The organism is Pseudomonas sp. P179 (genome assembly GCF_000478485.2).
Taxonomy (GTDB): domain Bacteria; phylum Pseudomonadota; class Gammaproteobacteria; order Pseudomonadales; family Pseudomonadaceae; genus Pseudomonas; species Pseudomonas aeruginosa.
The window spans coordinates 312,558-328,899 of record NZ_KI517354.1 but is presented as its reverse complement, the minus strand read 5'-3'; the positions used below and the strand labels follow the sequence as shown (position 1 = coordinate 328,899).

Sequence of the window (16,342 nt, the reverse complement as noted above, 5' to 3'; positions counted from 1 at the left end):
GTGGCTCCATCGGCAGCAAGGGCGCCATCGATATCGGTGTGACCCGCCTGGAAAACGACGCTGGCACGCTGATCGCCGAACGCGGCCTGAAGCTGGCGGCCGATGAGGCGAACAACTCCAAGGGGCGTATCGTCGCCAAGGATGAACTGCGTGCCAAACTCGGTGCGCTGGTGCAGAACGGGGGAGAGCTGACGACTCAGGGCGCGCTGGCCCTCGACGCCGACAAAGTCGACAACGGCGCTGGTCGCATCGCCGGCCACCGAGGTGTGGTCATCGATGTCCGGCAGGTGGACAACCGTGCCGGCGAGATTGCCAGCCAGGGCGTGGCGACGCTGAACCTCACTGAGCAGCTGGACAACCGTGGCGGCAAGATCGTCGGTGACAGTGGTCTGGGCATCACCGCGCCACGCGTGCTCAACCAGGACAAGGGAGTACTCGCCAGCCGCGATGGGCTGCGCCTGAGTGGTACCGAATTGTTCAATGGCAATGCCGGACTGCTCAGCAGTCAGAGACATATAGAGGTCACTCTGGACGGCGTGCTGGACAATCAGGGCAAGGGCGCGCTGCTCAGCGACGGCACCCTGACGGTGAGCGCCGGGCGCATACACAACCAGGACGCCACTCTGTCCAGCGCCGGTGCGCTGAGACTGAGCAGCCAGGAGGCGGTGGACAACCGTGGCGGCAAGTTGGTGACGGACTCCAGCCTGCGCCTGACCAGCGCCAGCCTGGACAACAGCCGATCAGGGATCATCAGTGCCAACGCTGCGGCGGAGATCCATACCGGGGTTCTGAACAACAGCCAGAAAGGCAATCTTGGCAGCAATGACGGGCTCGGCCTGATTGCTACTGAGGTGGATAACAGCCAGGAAGGTCGGATCACTGCCAAAGGCATGATCGACGCAAATATCAAGGGACTCGATCAGCAGGGCAAAGGGCGGCTGGTCAGTAATGCCGGCATCATACTCGACCTGAACGAGGGAACCCTGGCCAATGGCGCTCAGGGCCTGATCGCCACGCCTGGAACCTTGCTCCTGCGCCAACTCGGCATGGTGGACAACAGCGGCGGGGAAATTTCCAGCGACCGAGCCTTCACACTCACCACCTCCGCGCTGACCAACCAGGGTGGCCGCCTGCGCAGCGGCGGTGTACTGACGTTGCGCATCGCCCAGGCTCTGGACAACAGCCTCGAAGGTGTTCTCTCCGGCACCGGAGGCCTGGATATCCGGGCGCTTGCCCTGGACAACCGCAGTGGCTCCATCGGCAGCAAGGGCGCCGTCGATATCGACGTGTCCCGTTTGGAAAACGATGATGGCGACCTGCTTAGCGAAGGTCGTCTGAAACTGACTGCCGAGCGAGCGAACAGTGTCAGGGGACGGATCGCGGCCAGGGGTGACCTGCACGCCAGCGTGACAGCCTTTAACCAGGCGGGTGGCGAATTGAGCAGCGAGGGTGCGCTGATGCTCGAGGCCGATAGCCTCGACAACCGCAGCGGCGGTCTGGTCAGTGCTGATGGCAACCTGACCGTTTCCGCCCGGAGGATCGACAACCGTGCGGGCGAAATCGCCAGCCCGGGCCAGGTGACACTGGACGTCGCCGAGCAGTTGGACAACCGAGGCGGCAAGGCCATCGGCGATAGCGGACTTCGCCTCGTCGCGCCACGGGTACTCAACCAGGACGGCGGGGTACTCGCCAGTCGTGATGGGCTGCGCCTGAATGGCGCCGAACTGTTCAATGGCAACGGCGGCCTGCTCAGCAGCCAGCAAAGCATCGACGTCATTCTGGACGGCGTATTGGGCAATCAGGCGGGCAGCTTGAGCAGCCAGGGACGCCTGAGCGTGAAGAGCGGTCGGCTGGACAACCAGGGCGGTGCAGTCTCCAGCGCCGGGACCCTGTCGCTTTCCAGCCAGGGTGCGTTGAACAACCAGGGGGGCAGGGTGGTCACCGACGCCGGTGCCGTCCTGCGCAGCGCCAGCCTCGACAACAGCCAGGGCGGCATCGTCAGCGCCAAGGGGGCCGCGGAGATCCGTACTGGCAGCCTCAACAATAGCCAGAAGGGCGGCATAGGCAGCGGTGCCGGGCTCGCGCTGGTCGCGGACCTGGTGGACAACAGCCAGAACGGCCGGATCACTGCCAAGGGTGCGATCGATGCCAACCTGAAGGGGCTGGATCAGCAGGGCAGCGGCAGGCTGGTCAGCGATACGGCCATCGCGCTCGATCTGCGCGGGGGAGAACTGGTCAACCGTGCTCAGGGCCTGATCGCCACGCCTGGAGCCTTGCTGCTGCGGCAACTGGGTGTCGTGGACAACAGTGGCGGTGGCGAGATCTCCAGCGATCGAAGCTTTACCCTCGCCGCGACCGCGCTGAGCAACCGGGGTGGCCGCGTGATCAGCGGCGACTCCCTGACCCTGCGCATCGCCCAGGCACTGGACAACAGCCTCCAAGGCGTTCTTTCCGCAAGCGGAGGGCTGGATGTCGCTGCACTCGTCTTCGACAACCATAGCGGCATCGTTGGTAGCAAGGGCGATACACGCATCGGGGTGAACCGCCTGGAGAACGAGGCAGGCCGCGTGGTCAGCGAAGGCGCCCTGGATCTGACCGCCAAGCAGGTGAGCAGCGCCAAGGGGCGCATTGCCGCGAAGGGCGATCTGCAGGTCACGGTTGGCACCCTGGAGCAGCAGGGTGGAGAACTAGCCAGTCAGGGGACGCTGACTCTCGACGCCGATAGCCTGGATAACCGCAATGGCGGCCTGGTGAGCGCCGATGGCGGGGTCACCGCCGAGGCACGCCAGATCGATAACCGCGGTGGGGAAATATCCAGCGTGGCCAAGGTGGCTCTGGCTGTCCGGGAACAACTGGACAACCGGGGGGGCAAGGTGATCGGCGACAGTGAGCTGAGCCTAACCGTGCAGCGCCTGCTGAACCAGGCCAAGGGTGTGCTCGCCAGTCGCGATGGATTGCACCTGGACGGCGCGGAACTGCTCAATGGCGATGGCGGCCTGCTCAGCAGCCAACGCCTGGTGGATGTAACGCTCAGTGGTGCATTGGACAACCAGGGGAGCGGTGCACTGGTCAGCGAAGGGTCGCTGACAGTGAAGGCCGACCAGGTCAATAACCAGGCGGGGACTTTCTCCAGTGCGGGTAGCCTGCTCGTTACCAGCCGGGGCGAGTTGAACAACCAGGGTGGCAGGTTGGTGACCGATGCTGGAGCCACCCTGAACAGCACTGGCTTCGACAACAGCCGTGCGGGCCTGGTCAGTGCGAAAGGGGCTGTGGCCATTCGTACCGGAGCCCTGAACAACAGTCAGAAGGGATCCATTGGCGGCAATACGGGCGTCACCCTGGTCGCCGGGTTGGTCGACAACGGCCGGGAAGGACGGATCAGCACCAAGGGTACGCTCGACGCCAACCTGAAAGGGTTGCTTCAGCAGGGGGGAGGCTCGCTGGTCGGCGAGCGCGGTGTCACCCTCGACCTCAACGGTGGCACCCTGGACAACCACGACCTCGGTCTGGTTTCAACGCCTGGCGCGCTCCTGCTGCGCCAACTCGGCATGGTGGACAACAGCGTCGGCGGAGAGATATCCAGCGACCGTGCTTTCACCCTCGCCGCCAACACACTGAACAATCAGGGCGGGCGGCTGATCAGCAGCGAAGCTTTGACCCTGCGCATCGCCAAGACACTGGACAACAGTCTCAAGGGGCAGGTCCTGGCGACCGACGGACTGGCCATCGAGTCTCAGGTCTTGGACAACCGTGCGGGAACCATCGGCAGCAAGGGTGATGCCCGTATCAGCGTGACCAGCCTGGACAACGCCGAACAAGGCAGCCTGGTGAGTGAAGGCCGCCTGGAGCTTGTAGCCGACCAGGTGAGCAACGGCAACCAAGGCCGTATCGCCGCCAGAGGCGTGCTGGAGGCGGCGGTCGGTACGCTGCTCCAGCAAGGCGGCGAACTGGTCAGCCAGGGGAGCCTGGACCTTCGCGCCGACACGCTCGACAACAGCCAGTCCGGGCTGATCGCCGCGAATGGCGGCATCGCTATCGAGGCGCGGCAGGTCGACAACCGCGCCGGCGAGATTTCCAGCACCTCGAAGGTCGCCGTGAACGCCCGCGAGCAACTGGACAACCGCGGCGGCAAGGTCATCGGCGACAGCGGCCTGCGCCTCACCGTGCAGCGCCTGCTGAACCAGGCCAAGGGGGTGCTGGCCGGGCGCGACGGCCTGAGTCTGGACGGCGGCGAACTGTTCAACGGCGACGGCGGTCGGCTCGACAGCCAGAACGGCCTGAGCGTGAGCCTCGGCGGCGTGCTGCACAACCAGGGCGGCGCGCTGGTCAGCGAAGGCAGCCTGACGGCGCGCGCCGCGCGCCTGGACAACCGTGGCGGGACCTTCTCCAGCGCCGGTGCGCTGGCGCTGACCAGCCAGGCCGCGCTGGACAACCAGGGCGGCAGGCTGCTCAGCGATGCCGGCGTGACGCTGAAGGGCGCCAGCCTCGACAACAGCCGTTCCGGCGTGATCAGCGCCAAGGGTGCGGTGGATATCCGCACCGGCGTGCTGGACAACAGCCGCAACGGCGGCATCGGCAGCAACGCCGGCATCACCCTGGTGGCCGCCCGGCTGGACAACGGCCAGCAGGGCCGGGTCAGCGCCAAGGGCCTGCTCGACGCCAACCTGAAAGGCCTCGACCAGCGCGGAGGCGGTGTCCTGGTCAGCGAAACCGGCGTCACCCTCGACCTCAATGGCGGCACGCTGGTCAACCGCGACGGCGGCCTGATCGCCACGCCCGGCGCGCTGCTGCTGCGCCAGCTCGGCGCGGTGGACAACGGCGCCGGCGGGGAAATTTCCAGCGACCGCGCCTTCACCCTCGCCGCCGCCAGCCTGGACAACCGCGGCGGGCGCCTGATCGGCGCCGCCAGCCTGACCCTGCGCATCGCCCAGGCCCTGGACAACAGCCTGGGCGGGGTGATCTCCGGCGCCGCCGGCCTGGACATCGCGGCCGCTCGCCTGGACAACAGCGCCAAGGGCACCCTGGCCAGCCGCGCCGGCATCGACCTGCGCGTCGACGGCGCGCTGGACAACCACGCCGAAGGCACCGTTTCCGGCGCCCGCCTGACGCTCGCCAGCGCCTCCCTGGACAACAGCGGCAAGGGCCTGCTCTCCGGCAACGCCGGCCTGAGCGTCGTCACTGGTGCGCTGGACAACGCCGAGGGTGGCCAACTGATCAGCCAGGGCGTCCTGGACGTCAGCAGCGCCGACCTCGACAACCGTGGCGGCGCCCTCAGTGGCAAGCAGTCGCTGCGCCTGAGCGCCGCCAACCTGGACAACCGTGGCGGCCTGCTGACCAGCGACGGCAAACTGGAACTGACGGCAGGGCGCGTCGACTCCGCCGACGGCGGCGAAATCTCCGCCCGGGGCGACCTGCGCCTGACGGTCGAGCGCCTGGTGCAACGCCAGGGCCGGCTGATCGGCGAGCGCGGCGTCAGTCTCGACCTGCGGGGCGGCGACCTGGACAACCAGGGCGGCCTGATCAGTGCCCGCGGCCCGCTGAGCATCGAGCGGCTGAACGTCCTCGACAACCGCCAGGGCGGCGAGATTTCCAGCCAGCAGGGCTTCGAGCTGCTGGCCAGGCGCATCGACAACGGCCAGCAGGGGCGCATCATCAGCGCCGGGAAACTGCGCCTGGACGCCGACGCGCTGGGCAACGCCGGCGCCGGCCTGCTCTCCGGATGGCAGGGCCTGACGGTGACAGGCGGGAGCCTGGACAACAGCGCCGGCGGCACCCTTTCGAGCAAGGACGGCGAGCTGGCCATCAGCCTCGGCGGCGCGCTGGACAACCACGGCCAGGGCGCGCTGGTCAGCAAGGGCGCGCAACGGATCGACGCCGCCAGCCTGGATAACGCCCAGGGCATCGTCTCCGGCGAAAGCGACGTGACCCTGAGCATCGCCGGGAAGCTGGACAACGGCCAGGGCGGCCTGGTCTCGGCGCAGCGCGCGCTGAGCTTCGAGCGCGACGATACGCTGCTGAACAACGCCGGCGGCCGGATCAACGGCGGCAGCCTGCTGCTCAAGGGCGCCAGCCTGGATAACAGCGACGGCCAGTTGATCAGCCAGGGCCGGCTCGACGCCATCCTCGGCGGCGCCCTGGTCAACACCGGCGCGGCGCGCCTGGCCAGCGGCGGCGACCTGCTGCTGCGCAGCGCCAGCGTCGACAACCGCGGCGGCAAGCTGGTCAGCCAGGGGCTGCTGGAGATCAGCGCCGGCAGCCTCGACAACAGCGCCTCCGGCACCCTCGCCAGCCAGGCCGGCATGAGCCTGCGCCTGGGCGGCGGCGCCCTGCGCAACCAGCAGGACGGCCTGATCTTCAGCCAGACCGGCGCCCTCGAGGTGCAGGCCGGCAGCCTGGACAACCGCCAGGGCACGCTCCAGGCCCAGGGCGACAACCGGCTGCGTATCGGTGGCGCGCTGGACAACCAGGGCGGCCGCCTGGACAGCCGGGCCGGCAACCTCGACCTGCAGAGCGGCAGCCTCGACAACGGCGCCGGCGGCGTGCTCAACAGCGCCAAGGGTTGGCTGAAGCTGGTCACCGGGCTGTTCGACAACAGCGCCGGCGTCACCCAGGCGCAGTCGCTGGAGATTCGCGCCGGGCAAGGCGTGCGCAACCAGCAGGGCCACCTCTCGGCGCTGGGCGGCGACAACCGCATCGTCACCGCCGACTTCGACAACCAGGGCGGCGGCCTCTACGCCAGCGGCCTGCTCAGCCTCGACGGCCAGCGCTTCCTCAACCAGGGCGCGGCGGCGGGCCAGGGCGGCAAGGTCGGCGCCGGGCGCATCGACTTCAGCCTGGCCGGCGCGCTGGCCAACCGCTTCGGCCAGTTGGAAAGCGAGAGCGAGCTGCACCTGCGCGCCGCCGCGATCGACAACAGCGGCGGCAGCCTGCGCGCCCTCGGCCGCAGCGGCAGCACGCGGCTGGTCGCTGGCGACCTGAACAACGCCTACGGCGTGCTGGAAAGCGCCAACCAGGACCTCGACCTGCAACTGGGCAGCCTGGCCAACGCCGGCGGGCGCATCCTCCACACTGGCAACGGCACCTTCGGCCTGGATTCCGGGCAGGTGATCCGCGCCGGCGGCGAACTGACCACCAATGGCCTGCTGGACATCCGCGCCAGCGAATGGACCAACAGCAGCGTGCTGCAAGCCGGACGCCTGAACCTGGACATCGGCACCTTCCGCCAGACGGCCGAGGGCAAGCTGCTGGCGGTGCAGTCCTTCACTGGCCGCGGCGGCGACTGGAGCAACGACGGCCTGCTGGCCAGCGACGGCAGCTTGCGCCTCGAGCTGAGCGGCGGCTACCGTGGCAACGGCCGCGCCACCAGCCTCGGCGACTTCGCCCTGAACGCCGCCAGCCTCGACCTCGGCAACGCCGCCAGCCTCGCCGGCGGCGCCAATGTCACGCTCGGCGCCGGCAACCTGCTGGTCAACCGTGGGCGGATCACCGCCGCCGGCGACCTCGTGGCCAGCGCCGCGAGCCTGAACAACTACGGCACCCTGGGCGGCGGCGGCAACCTGCGATTGAACGCGCCCGCCCTGCTCAACGAGCGCGGGTTGCTGTTCAGTGGCGCCGACATGACCCTGCGCGCCGGCGACATCACCAATCTCTACGGGGATGTGTACAGCCTCGGCAGGCTGGATATCGCCCGCGACGATGCGGGGGGCTGGGCAAATCGCTTGGAGAACATTTCCGGGAATTTAGAGAGCACAGGTGATATGCGTTTCTCCGTGAGTTCACTTCTCAATAGAAGGGAAACTCTAGAGATTGAAGGTGACTTGCAGAATAGCGCTATTGGCGTCCGCTGTACGGGGTGTCAGCTTTCTGAGAGGTGGGGAAAAACTAGGTCTTCGAGCGAGCTTGTCTGGATCAGGGAATATAAGTCTACATTGGGAGAGTCTTCTGCCGCTGCTTCAATTACGGCTGGTCGAGATCTGCTTGTTGTAGGTGCAAGCCTGCAGAATATCGCTTCTAATATAAGTGCTGTAAGAGACGCCACGCTATCTCTGAGTAATTTCGAAAACAAAGGTTATGCGTTAGGGGAATATGCGGTCAGGGGCGTTTATTCGCCGCCGAGTAAATTTGGCGAAGAATTGCTTATGCGCATATTGGCGTATAACGCTGTCAACGATCCCAGTTATGGGGAGGGATATGCGAGCACAGGGGGGAGACTTCCGAATATTCATTATTTCGACAAGAATTTTAATGAAAAAGTCTCTCCGCTGGAGGTCATTCATGGAAACGGGAAAAATGGTGGGCCGGGTTGGCACCTGTACTTCGGTACCTTAGATGTTGAGTATCCGGACACAGATCGCTGGAATAAGGCTATTGGACGAATACCGGCGCCGAATTATTCATCGAAAAAAACGGATGCTATTCCAGATCTACTTAAGGGATTGGCTCCTCTCGATGAGTTGACGATTAACAAAGGGGCAAACTCAACGGTTGGTGCTGTCGTGCAAGCTGGCGGTCGTGTAACGGTGAATGCTGCGGAGAGTTTCAATAATTCTGTCCTACAGGGATTTCAGGCCGTTCAGGAAACCCAGTTACCTCATCAGGACATAGCTGTTTCAAGCACGACGAGCGCCGTAGTGACTCTGAAGAGTCAACTGCCAGCGGATTTGGCAAGGCAACAGATCAATCCTCTCACCCTGCCGGGCTTCAGCCTGCCTCAAGGCCAGAATGGGCTCTTCCGCCTGGCGTCCCAAGGAGCCCAGGTGAACCAGGCAAGTGGTGCTCTGAAATCCGCCAGCGATCTCACCCAGAGCGGCCATGGCGTATCTGTATCCGCACAGACAGGCAGTGGCGCAAGTGGCTGGAGTACCCAGGCGCGTCGTGTCGGCGATGATAGGGTCACCTCGCTTGCCGGTTCCGCCTATCAAGGCCGGGTAGCTGAGGCTATCGATGCGCTACGGGCTTCCGCGCCAATCTCGGGCGACGGGGGAAACACTGGCCGTTTCCAGGCCGGTGAGCACCAGGCGACCACGGGACTGGGTGGACTCGTCGAGGGCAATGCATCGGGTCACAGCGGCAATGGCGTCATCCTCGCCGATCTGCGCGGTGGTCTACCCTCGTTCTCAAGCCTTCCCGCGGCTGATCGTGTTCAAGGCACAGTACCCGGTTACGATGGGAATGGAACTATTCTCGCCAATTGGCAGGGTGCGCAGGCGACGGTCCAGGCCTCGCCTTCGACAGTGCGTGTAGAGGGGGTAGTCTCCAGTCCAGGTGGCAATGGCAGCATCCTTGCCGATCTGCCGGCTGAGCAGTCGTCGGTGCAGGCACTGCCTTCGGCCGTTAGGGCTCAGGGCAGCCTGCCTCGCCTCGAAGAGCGGAGCGCCCTTCTTGCCGAGCCTCCGGTTGGGCAGCCGGCGCTGCAAACCCTGCCGTCGGTTGCGCGCGTTGAGGGCGTGCCCAGCAATGCCACACCGAGCAACAGCCACAAGTATCTGATCGAGACCAACCCGGCGCTCACCGAGCTGAAGCAGTTCCTCAACTCGGACTACCTGCTCGGTGGCCTGGGTATCAATCCGGATGACAGCAAGAAGCGCCTGGGCGACGGTCTATACGAGCAGCGCCTGGTACGCGAAGCGATCGTCCAGCGTACGGGGCAGCGCTTCATCGCCGGATTGAACAGCGACGAAGCGATGTTCCGCTATCTGATGGACAACGCCATCGCCAGCAAGGACGTATTGGGACTGACCCCTGGCGTCACCCTCAGCGCCGCCCAGGTGGCGGCGCTGACCCACGATATCGTTTGGCTGGAAGAAGTCGAGGTGAATGGCGAAAAGGTCCTCGCCCCCGTGGTCTACCTGGCCCAGGCCGAGGGGCGGTTGGGCCCGAACGGCGCGCTGATCCAGGGGCGCGACGTGAACCTGATCACCGGCGGGGACCTGAGGAACGCCGGTACCCTGCGCGCGCAGAACGACCTCAGCGCGACAGCCGGCAACATCGACAACAGCGGCCTGATCGAGGCCGGCAACCGCCTCGACCTGCTGGCCAGCGGCTCCATCCGCAATGATCAGGGCGGCATCATTGCCGGGCGCGAGGTAAGCCTCTCCGCCCTTACCGGAGACGTCATCAATGAACAGACGGTGACCCAGCACCAGTCCTCCTACAGGGGAACCGGTACCACTGAGGCATTTGCCGATAGCGCCGCGCGTATCGAGGCTGCGCAGAAGCTGACCGTTTCGGCAGGACGCGATGTAGCCAATATTGGCGGTGTCATCGACAGCAAGGGCGACCTCGCCTTGCAAGGCGGCAGGGATGTCCTGGTTTCGGCTGCGGTAGCGGAGCGGGGCTGGACGGCAGGAAGCCAGGCATACCAGACCCAGACGACCCAGATGGGCGCCGAGGTCGTGGCGGGGCGCGATATCAGCGTCAGCGCCGGACGCGATATCAGCGTCGTGGGCAGCCGCATCGACGCTCGTCGCGACGTGACATTCGAGGCGGGTCGCGATGTGGGCCTGGTCGCGGCTGCCAACGAAGAGCATGCCTATGGCAAGACCAAGAAGGTCACTTTCCAGGACGACAAGATCACCCAGCAGGCCACTCGCGTGGACGCTGGCGGCGACCTGGCGATCAATGCCGGACAGGACCTGCGGCTGGTCGCGAGCCAGGCCAGCGCCGGTGACGAAGCCTACCTGGTGGCCGGCGACAAGCTGGAGCTGCTGGCCGCCAACGACAGCAGTTACTACCTCTATGACAAGAAGAGCAAAGGCAGCTTCGGTAGCAAGAAGACCCGGCGCGACGAAATCACCGATGTGACGGCAGTGGGCAGCCAAATATCCAGCGGCGGCGACCTCACCCTGCTCAGTGGCGGCGACCAGACCTACCAGGGTGCGAAGCTGGAATCGGGCAACGACCTGGCCATCGTCAGCGGCGGCGCGGTGACCTTCGAGGCGGTGAAGGACCTGCACCAGGAGAGCCACGAGAAGAGCAAGGGCAACCTGGCGTGGCAGTCGTCGAAGGGCAAGGGCCAGACCGACGAAACCGTACGCCAGAGCCAGCTCGTCGCCCAGGGCAACCTGGCGATCAAGGCCGTGGAAGGCCTGAAGATCGACCTCAAGCACATCGACCAGAAGACCGTGAGCCAGACCATCGACGCGATGGTGCAGGCGGATCCGCAACTGGCCTGGCTGAAGCAGATGGAGCAGCGCGGCGATGTGGATTGGCGGCGCGTGCAGGAACTGCATGACAGCTGGAAGTACAGCAACTCCGGGCTGGGCGTCGGCGCGCAGTTGGCGATAGCGATCGTCGTGACTTACTTCACGGCGGGCGCAGCCAGCGGGGCGATTGCAACGGCCGGGGCCGGAACCTCCATGGCAGGCGCGACCGCAGCCGCTACCGCTACGACTTCGGCGGGCTGGTTGAACGCGGCAGGTACCGCAGCGCTCAGCGGCGTGGCCAGCAATGGAGCGATCAGCACCATCAACAACCGGGGAAACCTGGGGGATGTCGTCAAGGACGTGACCTCCAGCGATGCGCTGAGGGGCTATGTAGTCGCTGGCACGACTGCGGGGCTGACTGCCGGCGTCTACGACAAATGGACCTCGACCCAGACCGGCACCTCGACCGCTCTACCGAACACCGGGGCCGTGGCGCCCGCCGCAGGGTTGGGCACCTGGCAAGGCGTGGGCCAGTTCACCTCGAACCAGTTGCTGCAGAATGGTACTTCGGTGCTGTTGGACCGGGCGCTGGGCGGCAAGGGCAGCCTGGGCGATGCGTTGCAAAACAGCCTGGCAAATGCCTTTGCGGCCTACGGCTTCAAGCTGATTGGCGACACCACCCATGGCGTACTGGACGACGGCAGCCTCGGCAAGATCGGCTTGCACGCCCTGATGGGAGGTCTGGCCGCCGAAGCGGTCGGTGGCGATTTCCGTACCGGAGCCCTGGCTGCGGGAGTCAACGAGGCGCTGGTGGATAGCCTCGCCAAGCAATACGCCAGCCTGCCCATCGATGACAAGAAGGGCCTGCTGATCATGAGTTCGCAGTTGATCGGCGTGCTGGCGGCTTCGACGCAGGGCGATGCGGACGCCAAGAGCTTGCAGACGGGAGCCTGGGTGGCGGGGAATGCCACCCAACACAACTACCTCAGTCATTGGCAGGAGGAGAAGAAGCGGCAGGAGGTCGATGGCTGCAAGGACAAACCGCTCTGCAAAACCGGAATAGAAGCCAAATGGGCAATTATTTCGGCCCAGCAGGATGTCGGTATCGTCGTAGGTGTTGGAGGAGGCATCGGTCTTTCGACAGCTGAAACCGCAGTGGGTGTTTATGAGCTGGTCAAGAACTGGAGGGAAACCTATGCAGCTCTGGAGCAGTTGGCCACTTCGCCAGAGTTCCGGCAGCAATTTGGCGATAACTACCTGAAGGGGCTGGAGGAGCGCGCCGCATTCTTGACCCAGGCATACGAGGATGCCGGCTGGCAAGGTTCGGTCACAGCTGGTGTCGAGGGCGGTAGGTTCGCTGCGGAACTTGTTGGCGTTCTGACGGCAGTGAAAGGTGGCGCGCAGATAACCGCCAAGCTGCCAACAGCAGCCAAGAACCTGGTCAACGCGATTGCGGAGTCACCTGTTTCCGGTAGTATGAGTTCGCAGCTCGGGGCAGTGGGGGACTTGGGTAGGCTGGGTGGGGGTGCAAAAGCGACTGCGACCGTGATCGATACCGCTCCGATGGCCCAGCGGGTCATGGATGTTCGAGCTGGATTGCCGTCTAATTTAAGGCGCAGTGGTAATGTAGCTATCGCAGAAATAGATATTCCCGGAATACCTAGGCAGATGGCTGCGCACAGCCAAGTCTCTGATGCCGGTAAAGGGCTTATTGGCTCTGGAAGTGGAAATTTTGTGGCTCAATCTGTACCCAACAAGGCCGGAGATATGGTTTATCGGGGAATAGATACGGAATACAAAATACTAGACAATATTGCTGATCAATTAGGAAGCAACACCTCCGCAAGAGGGACTGTAAATATTCTAACGGAGAAAGCAGCTTGCGCAAGTTGTCTGAACGTGGCTGAGCAGTTTAAGGCGAAGTATCCCAATATCACAGTTAATATTCTTGATAATCAGGGCGTTATGCTCCGTCCGCCGAGGAAGACGCCGTAATGGAAGAACGTGTGACTTATGGAGAAATCCGGGCTTGGTTTCTGGGCAGCTATTACAACTATTGCAGGGTCAAACTCAACCACCAAAGCCCATGGGTTGAGGGAGAAAGTGAAGTAGGCTATGCCTACAGTGAGCTTGAAAACTCCTTTGATTTGCCTATTGAGAAATTAATGTTGGAAGTTTTAGCGCTTATTCTCTCGGCGGGCAGGTCTTCGGATAAAGTTAAGAGATATCATCTTGATATTATTCATGGATTGCTAAAGGAGATCAAGCTGTCTTCTGTTCTGGATGATTTGCCTTCTGATGAGGCAGCAGAGCTAAGAGACGATCTCAGAGTGTTAGGTCTTTATTAATTAGCCCAGGGCGGGTTATTTACTTGGTGCAAAAGGAACTGCTAATTTCCCGGAAGGGATGAGCTTCAATCCCAACATCAAGAATCACCTCAGCAATTTTGATGGCCTGACGCAGAAGAGTGGGATTATAGCATAAAGGGGACAGATTTATTTTCCCTACTCTAATTCTCTGAGCAGGGAGGCTCCAGTGCAGACGCCGTAAGGAGGCTCCGCGAAGCCTAGGCAGAGGCGAGTGGTTCTACTGAACTATCCGTTTCACGTGGTTCAGTGTGGGTAAGATCGGCAGTGGTATACAGTGGGAATGAGAAATATAAATACTAGCCAAAACTAGAGTAGGAGGAATAAATCCGTCCCCTTTTTGCTTATACTCTCATGACGAGTTTTTGAAGGAGTTTGGGAGATGACTCAGTGGCAATTGTTAGCTGATGATTTGTGGGGGGGTGAAAAAAATATATGCTTTTTTGTTCATTCTGGTGCGTGCTTCTGGGTTGTGGATGATAAGTTCAACTTCATCTTGGATGCGGAGAAGGACTATCGTGCATACCTTGATAAGGGTCATATAACTCAGGAGCAATATGCGTCGGCATGCATGACGTTTAGAGGTGGGGTGCTTAAACTTACTGCTGAGAATTTTTTGAAATATTTGAGGGCGGAGGAGCGGTGGGTGTTATCGCGGCAAGACCTAAAAGATATGTTTGTGTGCGGGCTTGATTTGAGCGAGTCTTTGCATGGAAGAATTGAAGATTACTATCTTTCTGGTGTTGAGTTGAGTGCAAGCTACTTTCATGATGCTAATGCTGTTGCCTCTAGGCTTCCAATGTTCTATGTGAATTTCGATCGCAAAATTTACATGCATATGGACTGTAATCGGGCGCATGAAGAATTGGCTTACTCAGACTGGCTTGCTAAGTGTTCGGATTTTTGCCATTTAGTGCCCGATAGGGAGAGGTATTGGGTTTTAGAGGGTATGGATTATTGGAAGTATAGATTTTTGCAATCGGCATAAGATGCAAAAGTGTAGAAGCATAAAGGGGGCAAGCATAAAGGGGACGGATTTATTTTCACTGCTCTAGAACTAAAAGGTAGATAGATTTTCCCCGTTCAGTAATTCCCTGTTCTTTAATAATTTACTTTTTCGATTTTAAAAGAAGAGCACTGACCTCCCTTTCGCTACTTCCGCAGAGTCCTGAACCTCCGGCCCCGCCATCCCTGGCGGGGCGCTCGCCGGGGCAACGTATGCGTTGCCTGGAGAAGAAGGGCCTGCTGACCATGAGTTCGCAGTTGATCGGTGTGCTGGCGGCTTCGACGCAGGGCGATGCGGACGCCAAGAGCTTGCAGACGGGAGCCTGGGTGGCGGGGAATGCTACTCAGAACAACTATATTGAACACTCGGATGTTCTGGCTTTTGCCGAAGACATGAGGTCTTGCGGCAAAGACGAAGGTTGCCAAAAGGACAAGTGGGAGAAAGAAAGGTACAGCGACGAAAGTAAACTCAATGTACAGGAGGCCCAAAATACCTATGGTCCGCTGAGAGCAAAGGAGAAAAGGCTCCAAATCGTCGAGAGCATGGACACATTGGTGTCCATCCAGTGCGTGACGTCGCGATGCGAGTCGTACAAGACGGAATTGTTGGAGCAATCAGTCGATAGCTATATACACCTGAGCAAGGTCCTCGATGAATGGGCGCCGACGCTGGACCGATTGGCGCTTATCGGAGGTGCTGCTGCAGGTAAGCAGATAGACTCGAAAGTCAAACGTCCGGGTATGCCGGAGCCTGTAGAGCTTGCGCAGGTTCAGAAGGCTGTGGATTATCTTGCAGCCCTAAAAGCGACTGGGGCATCAGGAAAACCGCTGGTTTCAAAGGGCTCAGAGGTGACCCCTGAAGTTATTCAAAAAGCATTGCAGGGTGATCGTGTTATTACTGCGCAAGGCGCTGTGTCATTACCTGCGGTGCAAAGATATGTTGATCGGCTTCTTAAGGGCGATGTTGCCCCGGCAATAAAAATGGATGGCAATGTGATTGTTGATGGGAATCATCGTTATATCGCAGAAAAAATATTAGGGTGAAATCTAGATGTGACACCGGGGTCTTTATCTCCTAATAAAGTCCATCAAACCAAACCTGTGTCTGAGCTGAAGATAGATCAAGTGGATTGGGGGAACAAATGATAACTATTTTTTTTTGAAACTGGTGAAGAGCTGGATTTGCCTTTGGCTAGTTTTGCTAAGTCAAACTTAAGTGGGCTAGAGCTGCATCGGGCAATTTTTGATGGTTTAGATCTTTCAGAGGCTGATTTTACTGCCTCAAATTTGAGGAACGCTTCTTTTAATCATGCTCTGTTGGGTGGTGCTGTAATGAATAGTGCAGCGCTTATGAATGCAAGTTTTGTTGATGCTATAATGAAAGGTGTAAAGCTTGTGGATGCTATGGCGGCTTATGCTGATTTTTCAGGGGCAGATCTTTCCATGGCTAGTCTAAAAAATGCTGATATAGGCGGTTCTAATTTCATAAATTCCAATTTGCGAGATGTTAATATTGATGTAGCGAGGATAGATGGCGCTGTTTTTCGGGGTGCCATATATAATGATAGAACGATTTGGCCTAAAGGATTTATTCCGGAAAATTTTGGTGCGATTAAAGGCTAATTTGACAGGGCCGTAAAGGGGCCGCAAAGGGGCCGTAAAGGGGGGTATTTTCCCTGCTCTAATGCTCTGAAAAGGAGGCTCTAGACGCCGTAAGTGAATAAAGGGGACAGATTTATTTTTCGGTGTTTATGAGCTGGTCAAGAGCTGGAGGGAAACCTATGCAGCTCTGGAGCAGTTGGCCACTTCGCCAGAGTTCCGGCAGCA

4 protein-coding genes and 1 pseudogene are annotated in these 16,342 nt (G+C 61.1%); all 5 read left to right on the top strand.

Going from position 1 to position 16,342, the window contains the following annotated elements; all coding sequences use genetic code 11:
• Window positions 1-13,139: two-partner secretion system exoprotein TpsA1 (tpsA1, locus tag HMPREF1224_RS0111865; protein ID WP_010793047.1), on the top strand; the 13,139-nt coding region annotated here is incomplete at its 5' end.
• Window positions 13,139-13,492 carry an Imm2 family immunity protein gene (gene imm2, locus HMPREF1224_RS43935; RefSeq protein ID WP_004349959.1) on the top strand — a complete coding sequence of 118 codons (354 nt, stop codon included), beginning with the start codon at window positions 13,139-13,141 and terminating at the stop codon, window positions 13,490-13,492. The genes tpsA1 and imm2, both read left to right, overlap by 1 nt.
• A 400-nt stretch (window positions 13,493-13,892) precedes the next feature.
• Window positions 13,893-14,498 carry a hypothetical protein gene (locus HMPREF1224_RS14145; protein WP_010793046.1) on the top strand — a complete coding sequence of 202 codons (606 nt, stop codon included), beginning with the start codon at window positions 13,893-13,895 and terminating at the stop codon, window positions 14,496-14,498.
• Window positions 14,499-14,740: 242 nt separating this feature from the next.
• Window positions 14,741-14,882 (top strand): annotated as a pseudogene (locus HMPREF1224_RS46130) (VENN motif pre-toxin domain-containing protein); the annotation flags it as partial.
• 821 nt (window positions 14,883-15,703) lie between these two features.
• Entirely contained in the window at window positions 15,704-16,138 is a 435-nt protein-coding gene (locus tag HMPREF1224_RS0111855) for a pentapeptide repeat-containing protein (protein WP_223717868.1), read from the top strand.
• The last annotated feature ends 204 nt before the right edge of the window (window positions 16,139-16,342 follow it).